Genomic DNA, 16356 nt, shown 5'->3' with positions numbered 1-16356 from the left:
CGCCGCTCAGCACCCCTCCCCCGCCCCTTCGAACAGGGCGATCAGGCCGTGCGGAGCGCTCGGGCCGAGCATCAGCTCGTGCAGTTCGGCGGCGTCGGCCGCCTCGGCGGCGCTGCGCGCGAACATCTCCGCCTCGCGCGCGGCGTCGCCGATCAGGGTGACGCCGCCGAGCTGCGCGAGCACGACGACCCCGAGCAGTTCCGCTCCGGCCTCGACCTGGCCCTGGCCCTGGTCGGCATCACCACCCGCCACCCGCCGCCCGCCACCACCTGACGCCCCGTCAGTCCGCCCGCCGCACCCGCCGGGCCCGCAGGTACTCGCGGCCCAGCAGCCGCAGCAGCGCGGGCTTGGCGGGGCTCGCCGGGCGGCGCAGCAACGCGCCGGGGTCGGCCCGGGCGGCGGTGGCGGTGAGCTGCTCGACGCCGACCAGGCAGCGGACCATCGGCCGGTGCGCGGGCGCCACCAGCCCGGCGAGGGTCCGTCCGGCGGCCCGGTCCCGGTCGGCCCGGTCCAGCAGCGCCCCGAGCAGGGCCCGCACCGCCGGGGTGGCCTCGCCCCGTTCCAGGTCGGCGCGGGTGACGCCGTGCTCGGCCAGGGTCTGCCGGGGCAGGGGGAGGCGGCCGCCGGCGAGGTCCTCGGCGAGGTCGTTGACGAAGTCGAGCCGCTGGCAGGCGTCAATGAAGGTCCGGCAGGCCGCCAGGTAGGCGCGCTGGTCGCCGTCCGGGCCGAGCAGCGCGGCGACGACCATGAAGCCCGGCAGCGAGTACCCGTCCAGGTAGTCCTGGTAGTCGGCCTCGGTGGCGAAGCCCGCGAAGTCCAGGTCGGCGTCCGCGGCGGCCAGGAAGTCCAGCACCCGCCCGCGCAGCACCGGCCGGGCCTCGACGCTGTTCAGCAGCGGCCGCAGGTCCGGCCGGTCGGTGCGGCCGTCCCGGAGCGCCGCGGCGACCTCCGCGCGCCAGCGGTCGGCCGCGGCCCGGCGGGTGGCGGGCGGCCCGCTGTCCAGCAGGTCGTCGGTGCGGTGCATGAACGCGGTCGCGGCGATTACGTGCGGCAGCGTCGCGGGCGGCAGCAGCAGCCCGGCGGCCAGCGCGACCTCCCGCTTGTACGCCGCCACTTCCGCCCGCTGCCGCCCGTACGCCTCCCGCAGCGCGGGCTCCCGCACCCCCGCCGCGTCCAGCGCCCGCTCCCAGCCGCCCACCCGTCCCCGCCCTTCCGCCGTTCCCGCCCCTGTTCCCGTTCCTGAGCGGCCATCCTGCCAGTTCCCGGGGCCGCCCGGCCCGGGCGGTTCAGCCGGGCAGGCCCGGGACGACCAGGCCGGATTCGTAGGCGATGACCACAGCGTGGGTGCGGTTCTGGGCGCCGAGCTTGGTCAGGACGTTGCCGACGTGGGTCTTGACGGTCTCGGGGCTGACGGTGAGCGCGTGCGCGATGTCGGGGTTGGAGCGCCCGGTGGCCATCAGCCGGAGCACGGCCTCCTCACGGGGCGTCAGGCCCGCGTCCGGCAGGGCCCGCCCGGAGTCCAGCGGGCGGGCGGTGACCATCCGGCGCAGGTCGGCCGGGAAGAGGATCTCCTCGCCCGCGGCGACGGTCCGCACCGCCCGGGCGATCCGGTCCACCGGCAGGCGCTTGAGGACGAACCCGCTGGCCCCGGCGCCGAGCGCGGCGGTGACGTGGCCGTCGTTCTCGAACGTGGTGATCACCATGACCCTGGGCGGCTCCGGCACCTCGGCGAGGATCCGCCGGGTGGCCGCGATGCCGTCGCAGCGCGGCATCCGCACGTCCATCAGCACCACGTCCGGCCGCAGCAGCCGGGCCTGTTCGACCGCCTCCAGGCCGTCGGCGGCCTCGCCGACCACGGTGATCCCGGGCTGCGCGGCGAGCAGGACCCGCAGGCCGCTGCGGGTCACCGGGTCGTCGTCGGCGATCAGCAGCGTGGCGGCGGGCGCCACCGCCACCGCGCTCACCCCCGCGTCCGGAGCGGGAGGCGGGCCGCCAGGACCCAGTGGCCGTCGCCGTCCGGGCCGGCCCGGAACTCGCCGGCGAGCAGGCTCACCCGTTCGGCCAGGCCGGCCAGCCCGTGGCCGGAGGCCGGGAAGGCGGGCCGCCGGCCGCGGCCGGTCGGGTTGGCCACGGACAGCTCCAGCCACCCGGCGGGGGCGAGCAGCGCGGTGACCCGGACCGGGCCGTCCGCACCGTGCCGCAGCGCGTTGGTCACGCCCTCCTGGAGGATCCGGTAGGCCGCCCGGGCCACCGCGCCCGGCACCCGGTCCAGGCCGTCGGAGAGGTCGGTCCGCACCTCGGTGCCCGCGTGCCGCAGCCGCTCCAGCAGTTCGGGCAGGTCGGCCAGGGTCCGGACCGGGGCGGTGCCGGCCTGTTCCTCGCGCAGCACGCCCAGCACGTGGTCGAGGTCCGCCAGGGCGGCCCGGGTGGACTCCTCGATGCTGCGCAGCGCGGCCCGGGCGGCCGCCGGGTCGCCGGTGAGGACCTCGCCCGCGACCGCCGCCTGGATGGTGGCCGCCGTCAGGGTGTGCCCGATCGAGTCGTGCAACTCCTGGGCCAGCCGGTTGCGTTCGGCCAGTTGCCGTTCCCGGGCGGCGGCCAGCGCGAGCCGCTCGGCCGGGGAGGGTCCCAGCAGCCGGGGCGCGAGCCGGCGCAGCGTGCCCGAGACCGCGGCGCACACCAGCGCGGCCAGCAGCACGCACACCAGGGACGCGGCCCAGCTCCCCCAGCCGTCGCCGGAGCGCACCGTCCGGCCGGACAGCGACAGTTCCAGTTCGCCGCCGAGCCACCGCCCGGGCAGGGCGAGCGCCGCCAGCAGCAGCAGGTTGACCGTCAGGGTGGCGGCCCAGCCCAGCGCGGCGTGCAGCAGCAGCCACAGCGGGGTCCGCCGCCGGTCCGCGCCGAACGCCCCGGACGGCGGCGGCAGCGGGACGTCCAGCAGGCGGCGGGCCGCCGCCACCAGCACCCGCCGGGTGGAGCGGGCCGTCCCGGCCAGCGCCACCAGCGCCGCCCACCCCGCCAGCACCAGCCCGGCCCGCGCCCCGTACGGGCCGGAGCCCCACGCCAGCGCGGGCAGCACCGCGACCGGCAGCAGCAGGGCGCTGGCCGCCGCGCCGAGGAAGGCGAACAGCGTGCCGGTGTAGGTGGAGCCGCGCAGCAACGGCCCGATCGCCCAGGTCATGGAGCAAGTATGGCGTCCGGGCCGGGCCGTCCCCTCCCCCGATCGGGGGAGCCCGGGTTCCCTCCCCGTCGGGAGGTGCGGCGGGGGCGCGGTGCCCCAGGATCGGTCCGGTCCGGAAGTGCCGGACGCCGTACGGAAGGACCGCCGATGCCCGTCCCGGGAACGACCGCCGAACACCCCGCAGCCCCCGCAGCGGCCCCCAACTCCCCGGCGACGGCCGCCGTGCTGCTGGGCGCCCTGGGCCTGTTCACCTCGTTCGCCCTGGTCGGCGGCCCGGTCGGCCTGGCCGGCCTGGTCACCGCCGGGTTCGCCCTGCGCACCGCCCGCCGCACCGGCACCGGCCGGGGCCGCGCGGTGGCCGGCCTGCTGCTCTCGCTGGCCGCGGTGGCGCTGTCCGTGCTGGCCGCCGTCCTGCTGGCCTGGTACGCGAACCACACCCAGCAGTGCTACCGGCCCGACGGCCTCCACCAGTACGTCGAGTGCGTCCGCCGCAGCCTGTCCGACCGCTGACGGGCCGTCAGCCACCCGCCCACCGGTCACCCGCCCGGCAGCTACCCGCCCGGCAGCCCTCCGCCCTGCAGCCCCCCGCCCGTCAGCCGTCGGCCAGCGCGGCGTCGACCGCGGCCCGGGCGTGCAGGGCGGTGGTGGGGAAGAGCGGGACGGGGCTGTCGGCGGGCCCGACCAGCAGTTCGATCTCGGTGCAGCCGAGGACGACGCCCTCGGCGCCCCGGGCGACCAGTCCGGCGATCACCTCCCGGTAGGCGGCCCGGGACTCCTCCCGGACGACGCCCAGGCACAGCTCCTGGTAGATCACCCGGTGCACCAGCTCCCGGCCCGGCGCGTCCGGGACGAGCACCTCCAGCCCGTGCCCGGCCAGGCGGCCCCGGTAGAAGTCCTGCTCCATGGTGAACGCGGTGCCCAGCAGCCCGACCCGCCGCAGCCCGGCCGCCCGGACCGCCGCGGCGGTGGTGTCGGCCAGGTGCAGCAGCGGCACGTCGACCGCCGCGGCGACCTGGTCGGCGACCTTGTGCATGGTGTTGGTGCAGATCAGCAGCAGGTCGGCCCCGGCCGCCGCCAGCGCCCGGGCCGCCCCCGCCAGCACCTCTCCGGCCTCCGCCCAGCGCCCGGCCGCCTGCAGCCGCTCGATCTCGGCGAAGTCCACCGAGTACAGCACGCACTTCGCCGAGTGCAGCCCGCCGAGCCGCTCCCGCGTCAACTCGTTGAGCAGCCGGTAGTACTGGGCGGTCGACTCCCAGCTCATGCCGCCGATCAGTCCGATGGTCCTCATCGCGCCAGTCTGCCACCCGGTCGGCGGGTGCCGGTGCTACTGGGTCGGCGGGTGCCAGTGCTACTGGGGCGGTACGGCGGCCGCCGGCCCCGCCGCGGGCGGGGCCGGCTCCGGCGGGGCGTCCGGGTCGGGGCGGACGGCCCCCAGGATCGGCAGCATGGTGACGGGCGCGAGCTTGACCACGGTGCCGGTGTGCGGGGCGTGCACGACGGCGCCGCCGCCCAGGTAGAGCGCGACGTGGCCGGCGTCCCCGTGGTAGATCACCAGGTCGCCGGGGCGCAGGTCGCGCAGGGCGATGTGGTGCAGGCCCGCCCACTGCTGCTGGCTGGTGCGCGGGATCGGGACGCCCGCGGCCCGCCACGCCTGCGAGGTGAGGCCGGAGCAGTCGAACGCGTCGGGGCCGGTGCCGCCCCACAGGTAGGGCTTGCCGCGCTGGGCGAGGGCGAAGTCGACGGCCCGCCGCCCGGCCGCGGACGCCCCGCCGCCGGGGCCCGCGGCGTTCGCGGCGGCGGCCAACTGCCGGGCGGCGCCGTCCGCGAGGGCGCTCTCCCACTGGTCGAGCCGGCCGAGCTGCTCGGCGGTGGCGGCGGCCAGCACCTGCTCGGTCCGGGCGGCGCCCTGCCGGGCCTGCTCCAGGGCCCGTTGGGCCCGGTCTGCGGCCGCCGACGCCGACTGCTCGGCCTGCCCGGCCCGTTCGGAGAGCAGCACCATCCGGTTGCGGGCCTCCCGCAGGTCGCGCAGCACGGCCGCGGCGCTGCGCGAGTCGGACGCGGCGCGCTGCTGCCGGTCGAGGAAGTCCTCGGGCCGGTCGGCGAGGAACAGCCGGGCCAGCGAGCCGAGTCCGCCGTTGCGGTACTGCTCGGCGACCAGCCGGGCCGCCTCGGTCTCGGCCTCGGTGAGCCGCCCGCGCTGCTGGTCGGCCTGCCGGGCGGCGTCCGCCGACTCCTTCCGGCGCTGCGCCAACTCCCCTGCGGCGGCCGTGTACTGCTGCTCGGCGGCCTCGGCGGTGTGCCGGGCCGCCGCGACGTCCCGGGCCAGCCGGTCGAGCTCCTGTCCCGCCCCCGTCGGCCCGGAACCCCCCGGGTCCTCGCCCGCCCCGGCCGGCGGCGGCGGCGGTTCGGCCGCGGCCGGCACCGCCGGAACGAACAGGAACGCTGCCACCAGCAGGGCCGCAGCCCGCCAGGACCGGGGTGTGCCACGGGACACCGAAATCCACCGTCCTCGGTCTGATGATCGGAACCACGGACACTCTGGCACCCGCCCCCACCGCCCCCGGGGACCTCACCGCCCGGAACCGGCACGCTCACCCGCCCGGCCCAGCCCCACCCGCAACACCCGTACCCCGCATGCCCGCCGCCTCCCGGGGTAGCCGACCGTCGCCACGGACGGCAGGCGGCCGTCCGGTCCGAGAGGAGACGCGAACCCATGACCCAGCAGATCCTGACCGGCTACGACGGCTCCCCGCGGTCCCGGACCGCCGTGCACTGGGCCGGTGCCGAAGCCGCCCGGCACGGCGCGGAACTGACCGTGCTGCGGGTCTGGCCCTGGCTCGGCCCCTCCGAGCCCGACGGCCCCACCACCGACCCGGTCCGACGGGCCGAGCACGGCGACCTGGAGGCCGTGGCCCGGGAGGTCCTGGCCGCCCACCCAGACCTGACGGTGGCCACCCAGGCAGCCGCGGGCGACACCGCCGACGCTCTGGTCGACGCCTCCGTCGAGTACGACCTCCTGGTCCTCGGCTCCGACGGCCCCGGCGCACTGGCCGATCTCCTGGGCGGCTCGGTGGCCCTCTCCGTCGCCGCCCGCGCCAGTTGCCCAGTGGCCCTGGTCCGGGAGCAGCCGGACGCCCCGGAGGACGAACTCCCGCTCATCGAAGGCGAGTTGCCCACTCCGGAGAACCCCCTCCCCACGGCGACGAACCCGTTCCCCGCCACCGTCCCGGAAGACGTACCGCCCGCCACCGCGGCTCCCCGCCCCGCCCCGGCGAACCCGTCATCCACCACCGCTACCGCCACTGCCACCGCCACTGCCGTTGCCCCGAGCCCGTCCCCCGCCGCCGTCCTGGAGGGCGAACTGTCCGCGTCGGCCCCGCACTCCGCCACCGCCGTCGCCCCGAGCCCCGGCCCGGCCGAGATCGTGGTGGGTGTGGCGGGTGAATCCTCGCTGCCCGCCGTGGAGTTCGCGCTCGCCGAGGCGGCCCGCTCGGGCGGGCGGGTGCGGGCCGTGCACGGCTGGGAGCTGATGCCGTTCTGGTCGGCGACGCCCGGTTGGCTGCCGCCCGACACCGACGCCGACGACCAGGCGTCGCGGATCGAGGCCGACCTGACCCGGGCGCTGGCCGCCGCCCGCGCCGCCCACCCGGAGGTCGAACTGGTCGTCGAGGCCCGCCTCGGCGGCGCCGCCGGCGGGCTGCTCTCCGCCGCCGAGCACGCCGACCTGGTGGTCCTGGGCCGCCGCCCGCACCTGCTGGGCCACAGCCTCGGCCCGGTCGCGCACGCCGCCGTCCGGAACAGCCCCGCCCCGGTGGTCCTCGTCCCCCAGCCCTGACCCGCCGCGCCCGCGTGCCAACCACCCTTCCGCCTCAACTCTGTTGACCCATTCGGATACGAATCACCAGCTGCCCGTATCCCTTCTCCCGCCGCATGCCGACACCGTTGGCATGACTCCCTCCCCCTCCTCCCCTTCCCGGTACCGCCGGACGCTCGCCGCCCTGGCCGCCACCGTGTGCGTGGCCACCGCGACGGGCCTGGCCCCCGCCCGCGCCTCCGTCGTCGAGGCACCCGCGGCCGACGCGCCGTGGGTGGTGTCGCTGGGCGACAGCTTCATCTCCGGTGAGGCCGGGCGCTGGGCCGGCAACAGCAACGAACCGGCGGACGGCTGGTCCAGGACCGACCGGGCCCACGACGCGGCCACCGACGAGAGCGATCCGCACCGGGTGTACGGCGCCTCCTACGACAGTGGCTGCAACCGCTCCGACGTCGCCGAGGTGCAGTCCCTGGCGCTCGACGTCCGCAAGCTCAACCTGGCCTGCTCCGGGGCGACGTCGAGCGCCGTCAAGCTGCCCGAGCACGGCGGGCAGCCGTTCAAGGGCGAGCCCTCGCAGGCCGGACAGCTCCAGGCAGCGGTGAACGGGCAGCCGCTGCGCGCCGTGGTGGTGTCCATCGGCGGCAACGACCTCGGCTTCTCCGACATCATCACCGACTGCACGAAGGAGTTCGTCAAGCCCTTCGGCGGCTCCCCGTGCGCCCCCGACGCCGCGAAGACCGTCCAGGAGCGGCTGCCCGGCGTGCGGCAGGCCGCCGCCGACACCCTCGCCGACGTGAAGGCGGCGCTGGAACGGGCCGGGCACGCGCCCGGCTCCTACCGGCTGGTCCTGCAGTCCTACCCGTCCCCGCTGCCCGAAGCCGCCCGGATCCGCTACCCCGGGGAGAAGTACGACCGCCTCACCCAGGGCGGCTGCCCGTTCTTCGACCGGGACCTCACCTGGGCCCACGACGACCTCGTGCCCGAGATCAGCGCCACCCTCGCCGGGGCCGCCCACGACGCCGGCGCGGAGTTCCTCGACCTCTCCCGCGCCTTCGAGGGCCGCGAGGTCTGCGCCACCGGCACCCGCCAGGCCGACCCCGGGAACCCGCCCACCGGCGAGACCGCCGAGTGGGTCCGCTTCGTGACCAGCGGCGTCGGCCAGGGCCAGCTCCAGGAGTCCCTGCACCCCGACAGCTTCGGCCAGCAGGCCCTCGGGACCTGCCTGAGCCTCCAACTGGAGCAGGACGCCGCCGACCACCGCTGCACCAACACCCCCGGCAAGGGACCCGCCGACATGGCCCTCGCCCCGCGCCCCTGACCACCGCCGCCGCCCGCCCCGCCGAAGTCGACGGTCGTGGCGGGCGGCCGGGCCTGCGGGGCGGGGGACGTCAGCTGTCGGTGGCCGGCAGCCGCAGCCAGGCGCAGGTGTCCGGGGGGAGGAGGGTGTCGTCGAGCGGGGTGCTGGTGAGCAGGACGGTGCTGCCTTCCGGGAGGGGCAGCGGCCGGTCGGTGAAGTTGACGAGGCAGGCGAAGGAGCCGTCGCGGGTGAAGGCGAGGGCGCCCGGGTCGGCGGGCAGCCAGGTGAGGGTCTCGGGCAGGGCGGCGAGTTCGGTGCGGCGCAGGCGCAGGGCGGTGCGGTAGAGGGTAAGTGCGGAGTGCGGGTCGGCGTCCTGGGCGGCGACGCTCCGGCCGGCCCAGTCGGCGGGCTGCGGGAGCCACGGGGCGGCGGCCCCGTCCGGGGAGAAGCCGAGGGAGGCGCCGTCGGCGGTCCAGGGCAGCGGGACGCGGCAGCCGTCGCGGCCGCGGTCGGCGCCGCCGGAGCGGACGAAGGTGGGGTCCTGGATCAGTTCGTCCGGGAGGTCCTCGACCTCGCTGAGCGCGAGTTCGTCGCCCTGGTAGACGTAGACGCCGCCGGGCAGGGCCATGGTGAGCAGGGCGGCGGCGCGGGCGCGGCGCAGGCCCAGGTTCCGGTCGGTGGGGGCGCCGAGCCGCTTGTTGCCCATGTCGAAGGAGGTGTCCTCGCGGCCGTAGCGGGTGACGTGCCGGATGGTGTCGTGGTTGGAGAGCACCCAGGTGGGCGGGGCGCCGACCTCGGCGTGGGCGGCCAGGGTGGCGTCGACCACGTCCTTCACGGCGTCGAACTCCCAGGCGCAGCAGAGGAATTCGAAGTTGAACGCGGAGTGCAGCTCGTCCGGGCGCAGGTAGCGGGCGAACTGTTCGGGGGTGGGGAGCCAGACCTCGCCGACGAAGACCCGCTCGCCCGGGTAGCCGTCGGTGATCTTGCGCCAGGAGCGGTAGACCTCGTGGACGGCGTCGACGTCCTGGTAGGGGAGGTCGGTGACGTCGGGGTCGGGGCCGACGTCGGGCAGGCCGGGCTTCTTGGCGAGGCCGTGGGCGACGTCGATCCGGAAGCCGTCCACGCCGCGGTCCAGCCAGAACCGCAGGACGGACTCGAACTCGGTGCGCACCTCGGGGTGTTCCCAGTTGAGGTCGGGCTGCTCGGGGGCGAACAGGTGCAGGTACCAGTCGCCGGGGGTGCCGTCCGGGTCGGCCGTGCGGGTCCAGGCGTTGCCGCCGAAGTACGACTGCCAGTCGTTGGGCGGCAGTTCGCCGCTCTCCCCCTTCCCGGGAGCGAACCAGAAGCGTTCCCGTTCGGCGGAGCCCGGCGCGGCGGCGAGCGCCTCGCGGAACCAGGGGTGCTGGTCGGAGCAGTGGTTGGGCACCAGGTCGACGATGACCCGCAGGCCGTGCTCGTGGGCGTCGGCGATCAGTTCGCGGGCCTCGGCGAGGGTGCCGAACAGCGGGTCGATGTCGCGGTAGTCGGCGACGTCGTAGCCGCCGTCGGCCATCGGGGACCGGTACCAGGGGTTGAACCAGAGGGCGTCCACGCCGAGGTCGCGCAGGTACGGCAGGCGGCTGCGCACGCCCGCGAGGTCGCCGACGCCGTCGCCGTTGCCGTCGGCGAAGCTGCGCACGTAGACCTGGTAGATGGCGGCGGTGCGCCACCAGGGCTGGGCGGGGCGGGCGGTGGGCGTGTTCACGGGGGGTCTCCTTGTTCGTGGACGGTGCGGGGGCCCGCCCGCGCGCCCGGCGGGGGGTGCGGGCGGGTCCGGGGTGCGGGGGTGCTACCAGCCGGTGTTGCCGGTGCCGCGCTGGACGGTGAAGCCGCCGGTGACGTTCAGCGGCGCGTCGGCGGTGCCGCTGATCCGGGTGTTGGCGAAGGTGCCCTGCCCGGTGGCGTTGACCTCGATGCCGTGGTGGCCGGTCCGGTCGACGACCAGTCCGTCGACGCGCAGGTCGGCGACCTGCTTCTGCCAGGAGAGCAGCAGCGCGCTGTAGGTGGAGTCCTGGACGGTGTTGTCGTTCAGGACGACGGGCCGGGTGAGGTCGCTCTGGTCGGCGTAGATCCAGATCGCGCCGAGCTGGGAGTTCCAGTTGACCTCCAGGCTGCCGGTGCGGCGCAGCAGGTTGCCGGAGACGGTGGTGGTGCCGGTGAAGGGCTGGCCGAAGCGGCTGGAGACGGTGATGCCGGCGCCCGCGGTGACGGTGTCGGAGATCAGGTTGTCCTCGACGCTGTTGCCGCTGCCGCCGTAGACGGCGGCGCCGTTGGCGAGGGTGGGCAGTTGGACGGTGTTGTGGCGGAAGGCGCTGTTGGTGACGGCGGCGCCGTCGGACCACATGGCGAGGGCGTCGTCGCCGGTGCCGCGGATGCTGCTGTCGGAGACCACGGTGCTGTCGACGGCGCCGTGCAGGTTGACGCCGTCGGCGTAGGTGTCGCGGATGCGCAGGCCGCTGGCCTGGAGTCCCTTGGTGGGGGCGTTGATCCACAGGCCGACCTTGGTGTGCCGGATCCAGACGTTCCTGATGACGGATCCGGTGCCGAAGTCGCCCTCGATGCCGGCCTGGCCGTTGGCGTCGTCGCGGACGGTGTTCTGGCCGTCGATCGCCAGGTCCTCGACGGTGCTGGTGCCGCCGGTGCCGTACAGGCCGCCCTTGAGGCCGGTGCCGCGCAGCACGGTGTACCAGACGCCCGCGCCGCGCAGTTTCACGCCGGACAGGTCGACGTGGTCGGAGACGACGTAGGTGCCGGCCGGCAGGAACAGGCCCTTGCCCTGGTTCCTGGCCGCGGCCAGCGCGTTGCCGAGGGCCGCGGTGACGTCCTGGCCGTCGGGGGTGACGCCGAGGTCGGCGGCGGAGACGTACCCGGCGGGCAGGGTGCCGGCGGCGCCGGTCTGTTCGGCCTCGACCAGGTCGAGGGTGTAGGAGGCGGCGGTGTCCGCGGCGTTCTTCTGGAAGCGCAGCACGGTGCCGGCGGGCAGGGTGCGGCCGAAGGTGGCGCGGGTCTCGTCGAAGAAGCGGTGCGGCTGCCCGTCGGCGGGGTTGTTGGTGTACGGGTAGGCCCCGTAGACCCAGGCGTAACGGGACGTCAGGTGCAGACCGGCCAGGGCCTGGCCGTCGGCGTAGGCGCTGAGGGTGGCGTCCTGGCCGGTGCCGTCGGCGCTGTCGGGGAGGGAGTAGCGCAGGTTGATCGCGTCGGCGGGGGCGGTGAGCTTGATCTCGACGTACTGGCCGGTCCGGTCCAGCCTGACGGCGCTGCGGCCGGAGGCTTCGGAGGCGACCGCGAGGTAGGTGCGGTCGGGGGTGAGGACGGTGCCGTTGGTGGTTCCGGCCTCGGCCTCGTAGCCGGTGTAGGGGAGATCGGCGCCCGGGGTGCCCGGGTCGGTGGGCGCGGTGCTGCCGGTGGGGGTGGTGGGGGTGAGGCTGTCGAGGTTGACGTTGCCGCTGTCGGCGGTGGTGAACGCCAGGGCGAGGGTGTTGCTGCCCGCGGCGTAGGTGGCGGGCTGCCGGACGGTCGCCCAGGTGTCCCAGTTCGCGGTGGCGGGCAGCGTGACCTGCCCGGCCGCGGCGCCGTTGACCAGCAGGGTGAGCGTCTTGGCGGAGCCGGTGCCGTTGGCGTACCGGATGTCGGCCGTTCCGCTGCCCGCGGTGGCGGAGGTGACGGTGAAGGTGGTCCTCGCGGTTCCCTTGTTGCCGTCGGTGTAGCCGCCGACGAAGCCGCTGCCGGTGTACCCGGCGTGGTCGGCGGCCGCGGCGGCGCCGCCGGAGAGCGCGGCGGACTCGGCCTCCAGCGTGCCGCCCGGCGTGGTGGTGCCGGTGGTGCCGGTGGTGACGGTCAGGTTGTCGAGGTTGACGTTGCCGCTGTCGGCGGCGGTGAACGCGTAGGCGACGGTGTTGGCACCGGAGTCGAGGGCGACGTCCTGCCGGACGGTCGCCCAGGTGTCCCAGTTCGCGGTGGCGGGCAGCGTGACCTGCCCGGCGGCGGCGCCGTTGACCAGAAGCGTCAGCGTCTTGGCGGAGCCGGTGCCGTTGGCGTACCGGACCGCGAGGGTGGCGGTTGTGGCGGTGGTGGCCTGCACGGTGAAGGAGGTCTTCGCCGTGCCCTTGTTGCCGTCGGTGAAGCCGCCGACGAAGCCGGTACCGGTGTACCCGGCGTGGTCGGCGGCCGCGGCGGCGCCGCCGGTGCTGGCGGCGGACTCGGCCTCCAGGACGACGGAGGCGGCCCGGGCGGTGCCGGGGGCGAGCGTCCACAGGGTGAGGCCGGCGAGGAGCGCGACGGCCGCGGCGAGGGCGGCGGGCCTGGTGGTTCTGGTGGTGCGGGACGTGCCGGGTGCAGGGTACACGTGGGCTCCCGAAGGTGACCGGGGCGCGACGGCTCCCGGTGTGGGGGTGGGGGGGGTGGTGCGGCGGCGCCGGCCGGGTCGAGCGGCTGCTTCGGCCGGCGCCGGGTCGGTGGGGGGCGGTGCCGTCCCCGGGAGGTCGGCACCGGGGACGGCAACCCGCGCGCGAGGGCGGGCCAAGAACTGACGTACCGTCAATTCCCTTTTATTGCACGATGGTTCAGCCCTTGAGGCTGCCGGCGGTCAGTCCCGCCATGATGTGGCGCTGGAACAGCAGGAAGATCACCAGCAGCGGGACGGCGGCCATCGCCATGCCGGCCAGCAGCTGGTTGGCGGGCATGTCGTTGGCGAGGGTGTTGAGGGCGACGGTGATCGGCTGGCCCTTGGGGTCGGGCAGCGTCAGCATCGGCCACAGGAAGTCCTTCCAGACGCCGACCACCGCGAAGATGGACACCACGGCGAGGACCGGCCGGGCCAGCGGCAGCACCACGTGCAGCAGGATCCGCACCGGCCCGGCGCCGTCGATCCGGGCGGCGTCGATCAGCTCCTCCGGGATCTGGTCGAAGAACCGCTTCAGCACGAAGATGTTGAAGGCGTTGGCGCAGGCGGGCAGCCAGACGGCGAACGGCGTGTTGATCAGGTTGACGTGGATCAGCGGGATGTCCACCACCGTCAGGTAGGTGGGCACCAGCAGCGCGGAGACCGGCAGCATCAGGGTGGCCAGCATCATCGCGAGGACGACGTTGCCCAGCACCGGCCGCAGCTTGGACAGCGCGTAGGCGGCGCAGACGTCCACCACCAGTTGGAGGAGCAGCGCACCGGCGGCCAGCAGCAGGGTGTTGAGGAAGTAGCGGCCCAGTCCGGTGCTGCTCCACGCCTGGCTGTAGCTCTCGGGGTGGAAGCTGTGCGGGAGCAGCGTCGGGTGCGGGTCGGCGAGTTCGGCGGAGGACTTCAGCGCGCCGGAGACCAGCCAGTACAGCGGAAAGACGAACGCGGCGGTGAAGGTGACCAGGACGGTGCCCAGCACGGTCCGGTAGAGCAGGCGTCCGAGCGGCCGGTCGAGTTCGGCGGGGGCGACGAGGGTGCGGGCGGCGGATTCGGCGGTGGCCATGGCGGGTTCCTCTCAGCCCTTGGAGCGGGTCAGGCGCAGGTAGAGGCCGGCGAAGGCGCCGAGGACGACGAACAGGACGGTGCTCATCGCGCTGGCCAGGCCGAAGTCGTTGTAGACGAAGGCGTAGCGGTAGAGCAGCAGCAGGACGGTGACGGTGGCGTCGTTCGGTCCGCCGCCGGTCAGCACGAAGGGTTCGATGAACACCTGCATGGTGCCGATGACCTGGAGCAGCAGCGTGATCAGCAGGATGAAGCGCATCTGCGGGATCGTCACGTGCCACAGCCGCTGCCGGATCGAGGCGCCGTCGAGCTGCGCGGCCTCGTACAGTTCGCCGGGCACGCCCTGGAGGGCGGCGAGGTAGATCAGCGTGGTGGTGCCCATGTTGGCCCAGGTGGAGACCAGGACCAGCGACAGCATCGACAGGTTCTCCGACTCCAGCCACTGCTGCGGGGGCAGGTGCAGGATCCCCAGCGCGTGGTTGAACAGGCCCGGGCCCGGGTCGTAGAACCAGCGCCACAGCAGGACGGTGACGATCGGCGGCAGCATCACCGGCAGGTAGACGGTCATCCGCAGGTAGGCCCGGCCGTGGCGCAGCTCGTTGAGGACGACGGCGGTGACGAACGGCGCGGCGAAGCCGAACACCAGGGCCAGCGCGGTGAACCACAGGGTGTTGCGCCAGGCGGTGAGGAACAGCGGGTCGTCGAACAGGCGCTGGAAGTTGTCCAGGCCGACCCAGGTCGCGGGCTGCGCGAAGTCGACCTGCTGGAAGCTCAGCAGGAACCCGCGGACGATCGGGTACCAGGAGAACAGGGCGAAGGCGAGGATGCCGGCGCCGAGGAACAGGTACCCGACGAGGTTGTCGGCGACGCGGCGGCGCAGTCCCGCCCGGCGCGGGGAGGAGGGCGGGGACGGTGCGGGGCCGGCGGCGGGCCGCCGCTGGGTGCGGCGCGGGGCGCCGACGGTGTCGACCTTCATGGCTGGTGGCTTTCGGCTCGGGCGGGACCGGGAGGACGGACCGAGGACGGACGGATGGCGGACCGGCGGGTGCGGCCGGCGGCGGGGGCGTGCGGCCGGCCGCGCCCCGGGCTCACTGCGCGGTGGCGAGGATGGTGTCGACCTTCTTCTGCGCGTCCTTCAGCAGCTCGTCGACGTTCGCGTCCTGCTTGGTGAGCACGGCCTGCATCACGCCGTCCAGCACGGTGTAGATCTGCTGCGCGTTCGGCGGCTCGACCTTGACCTTCACCTCCGCGGAACGGTCCACGAACGGCTGGTAGTTCTGCTGCGGGACGTTGGCGTACTTGGCGTGCACGGCCTTGACCGTCTCGCCGCTCTTCCCGTCGAACAGGTCGGGCTGGGGCAGGCCGATCGGGATGTCGGAGCCGGCCGACTTCTTGTCGGTCTCCTCCTGCCGGTCCGGGTTCAGGTACTTCCACTGGACCCAGGCCAGGCCGGCCTTGATCTTCGCCGGGGTGTCCTTGGGGTTGAACATGAAGCCGTCGCCGCCGCCGAGCGTGGCGGTGCCGGGCATCGCGGCCAGCCCGTACTCGTCGTACTTGCGCTCGAACTGCTTGACGATGGTGGGGATGTTGTCGGGGCCGGCGAGGTACATGCCGAGCTTGCCCGCGCCCATCGCCTTCTGGACGTCGGGGATCTCCAGCAGTTGGCGGCTGCCCATGCTGTTGTCGGTCCACCGCATGTCGTGCAGGTACTGCAGGGCCTTGCGGCTCGCGTCGGAGTCGACGGCGGCCTTCCACTTGCCCGTGCCGTCCTGGGTGGCGACGTCGCCGCCCAGCGAGTAGATCCACGCGGTCAGGTGCCAGCCGCCCTGGTTGTTCTTGGAGAAGTCGGCGTAGCCGGTGGTGCCGTCGCCGAGCGCGGTGATCCTCTGCGCGGCGGTGCGGACCTCGTCCCAGGTGGTCGGCGGCTTGTCCGGGTCCAGCCCGGCCCTGGTGAACAGCTCGCGGTTGTAGACCAGGCCCATCGAGTAGTTGCCGGTGGGCAGGCCGTAGACCTTGCCGTCCTTGCCCGTGAAGACCCGCTGCAGCTCGGGCTTGACGTCGGCGAGCGCGGGGACGTCCTTCAGGTACGGGGTGATGTCGGCGGCCTGGTGGCGCTGGATCAGGCCCGCGGGGTCGGTGAAGTAGACGTAGTAGACGTCCTCCAGCTGCCCGCCCGCGAGCTTCGCGGCGAAGGTCTTCGGGTCCATCAGGCCCTCGTGGGCGTCGATCCTGATGTTCGGGTGGCTCGCCTCGAACGCCTTGACGTCGTCCTCGAAGTTCTTGCGGTCCACGGTCTGGGTGGCCGGGGGGAGGCCGTTGACCGAGATGGTGACCACGCCGCCGGCGTCACCCGAGCCGCTGCCGCTGCTGCCGCAGGCGGCGGCCGCGAGGGCGGTGGCCGCGGCCAGCGCCACGGCGGAGACACGGCGGATTCTGTTGCTGTCCATGCTGATTCGGACCTTCCGTGGGACCTGCAACCGCTTGCGCCGGGGAGTGGACGAACGCGCAAGCGGCTTGACGGATGAGGAGGCCCGGCTGGTTGCCTCGGGCGCTCGTCGATGACCCGAACACTG

General features: G+C 74.8%; 14 protein-coding genes. 3 read left to right on the top strand and 11 right to left on the bottom strand.

Annotation, left to right across the window (positions count from 1 at the left end):
- Positions 1-6: 6 nt before the first annotated feature.
- The 4 genes from EDD39_RS34540 to EDD39_RS34525 form a co-directional block, all read right to left on the bottom strand.
- The gene (locus tag EDD39_RS34540; RefSeq protein WP_123563555.1) at positions 7-252 is read right to left on the bottom strand and encodes a hypothetical protein; all 246 of its coding nucleotides are present in this window, start codon (positions 250-252) and stop codon (positions 7-9) included.
- Positions 253-280: 28 nt separating this feature from the next.
- Positions 281-1198 carry a squalene/phytoene synthase family protein gene (locus EDD39_RS34535; protein ID WP_123563554.1) on the bottom strand — a complete coding sequence of 306 codons (918 nt, stop codon included), beginning with the start codon at positions 1196-1198 and terminating at the stop codon, positions 281-283.
- An 88-nt stretch (positions 1199-1286) separates the two neighbouring features.
- Positions 1287-1964 carry a response regulator transcription factor gene (locus EDD39_RS34530; RefSeq protein WP_425269800.1) on the bottom strand — a complete coding sequence of 226 codons (678 nt, stop codon included), beginning with the start codon at positions 1962-1964 and terminating at the stop codon, positions 1287-1289.
- Complete coding sequence (locus tag EDD39_RS34525) at positions 1961-3181, bottom strand: sensor histidine kinase (protein ID WP_123563553.1); 1221 nt, start codon at positions 3179-3181, stop codon at positions 1961-1963. Before EDD39_RS34525 ends, EDD39_RS34530 begins: the two co-directional genes overlap by 4 nt.
- 147 nt (positions 3182-3328) lie before the next feature.
- On the opposite strand from EDD39_RS34525, the gene EDD39_RS34520 reads away from it, so the two are divergent.
- Positions 3329-3691: a DUF4190 domain-containing protein gene (locus EDD39_RS34520; protein WP_244257463.1), complete on the top strand. Its 363-nt coding sequence runs from the start codon at positions 3329-3331 to the stop codon at positions 3689-3691.
- 82 nt (positions 3692-3773) lie between these two features.
- Here the strand turns inward: EDD39_RS34520 and EDD39_RS34515 are convergent, their stop codons facing one another.
- A complete protein-coding gene (locus EDD39_RS34515) occupies positions 3774-4469 on the bottom strand; it encodes an aspartate/glutamate racemase family protein (RefSeq protein ID WP_123563552.1) in 696 nt (231 codons plus the stop codon).
- A gap of 60 nt (positions 4470-4529) precedes the next feature.
- Positions 4530-5675: a C40 family peptidase gene (locus EDD39_RS41715; protein WP_244257462.1), complete on the bottom strand. Its 1146-nt coding sequence runs from the start codon at positions 5673-5675 to the stop codon at positions 4530-4532.
- A 219-nt stretch (positions 5676-5894) separates the two neighbouring features.
- On the opposite strand from EDD39_RS41715, the gene EDD39_RS34505 reads away from it, so the two are divergent.
- Positions 5895-7016 (top strand): universal stress protein, encoded by a 1122-nt coding sequence (locus EDD39_RS34505; RefSeq protein ID WP_123563551.1) that lies wholly within the window; start codon positions 5895-5897, stop codon positions 7014-7016.
- A gap of 112 nt (positions 7017-7128) precedes the next feature.
- Positions 7129-8313: a GDSL-type esterase/lipase family protein gene (locus EDD39_RS34500; protein ID WP_123563550.1), complete on the top strand. Its 1185-nt coding sequence runs from the start codon at positions 7129-7131 to the stop codon at positions 8311-8313.
- 70 nt (positions 8314-8383) lie between these two features.
- Here the strand turns inward: EDD39_RS34500 and EDD39_RS34495 are convergent, their stop codons facing one another.
- The 5 genes from EDD39_RS34495 to EDD39_RS34475 form a co-directional block, all read right to left on the bottom strand.
- Positions 8384-10036 (bottom strand): glycoside hydrolase family 13 protein, encoded by a 1653-nt coding sequence (locus EDD39_RS34495; RefSeq protein WP_123563549.1) that lies wholly within the window; start codon positions 10034-10036, stop codon positions 8384-8386.
- 84 nt (positions 10037-10120) lie between these two features.
- Entirely contained in the window at positions 10121-12676 is a 2556-nt protein-coding gene (locus EDD39_RS34490) for a carbohydrate-binding protein (RefSeq protein ID WP_123563548.1), read from the bottom strand.
- A 217-nt stretch (positions 12677-12893) separates the two neighbouring features.
- Positions 12894-13784: a carbohydrate ABC transporter permease gene (locus tag EDD39_RS34485; RefSeq protein ID WP_123563547.1), complete on the bottom strand. Its 891-nt coding sequence runs from the start codon at positions 13782-13784 to the stop codon at positions 12894-12896.
- 12 nt (positions 13785-13796) lie between these two features.
- Positions 13797-14759 (bottom strand): carbohydrate ABC transporter permease, encoded by a 963-nt coding sequence (locus EDD39_RS34480; protein ID WP_123563546.1) that lies wholly within the window; start codon positions 14757-14759, stop codon positions 13797-13799.
- A gap of 112 nt (positions 14760-14871) precedes the next feature.
- Positions 14872-16230: an extracellular solute-binding protein gene (locus tag EDD39_RS34475; RefSeq protein WP_208765732.1), complete on the bottom strand. Its 1359-nt coding sequence runs from the start codon at positions 16228-16230 to the stop codon at positions 14872-14874.
- Positions 16231-16356: the final 126 nt, after the last annotated feature.

The sequence above is a fragment of the Kitasatospora cineracea genome (genome assembly GCF_003751605.1).
Classification (GTDB): domain Bacteria; phylum Actinomycetota; class Actinomycetes; order Streptomycetales; family Streptomycetaceae; genus Kitasatospora; species Kitasatospora cineracea.
The sequence above is the reverse complement of the archived record's forward strand: the minus strand, read 5'-3'. Positions and strand labels throughout refer to the sequence as shown.

Bases quoted from the DNA above. Each gene is read 5' to 3' on its own strand.
- EDD39_RS34525 (WP_123563553.1), bottom strand. From the start codon at position 3,181: ATGACCTGGGCGATCGGGCCGTTGCTGCGCGGCTCCACCTACACCGGC.
- EDD39_RS34520 (WP_244257463.1), top strand. From the start codon at position 3,329: ATGCCCGTCCCGGGAACGACCGCCGAACACCCCGCAGCCCCCGCAGCG.
- EDD39_RS34515 (WP_123563552.1), bottom strand. From the start codon at position 4,469: ATGAGGACCATCGGACTGATCGGCGGCATGAGCTGGGAGTCGACCGCC.
- EDD39_RS34505 (WP_123563551.1), top strand. From the start codon at position 5,895: ATGACCCAGCAGATCCTGACCGGCTACGACGGCTCCCCGCGGTCCCGG.
- EDD39_RS34500 (WP_123563550.1), top strand. From the start codon at position 7,129: ATGACTCCCTCCCCCTCCTCCCCTTCCCGGTACCGCCGGACGCTCGCC.
- EDD39_RS34485 (WP_123563547.1), bottom strand. From the start codon at position 13,784: ATGGCCACCGCCGAATCCGCCGCCCGCACCCTCGTCGCCCCCGCCGAA.
- EDD39_RS34480 (WP_123563546.1), bottom strand. From the start codon at position 14,759: ATGAAGGTCGACACCGTCGGCGCCCCGCGCCGCACCCAGCGGCGGCCC.
- EDD39_RS34475 (WP_208765732.1), bottom strand. From the start codon at position 16,230: ATGGACAGCAACAGAATCCGCCGTGTCTCCGCCGTGGCGCTGGCCGCG.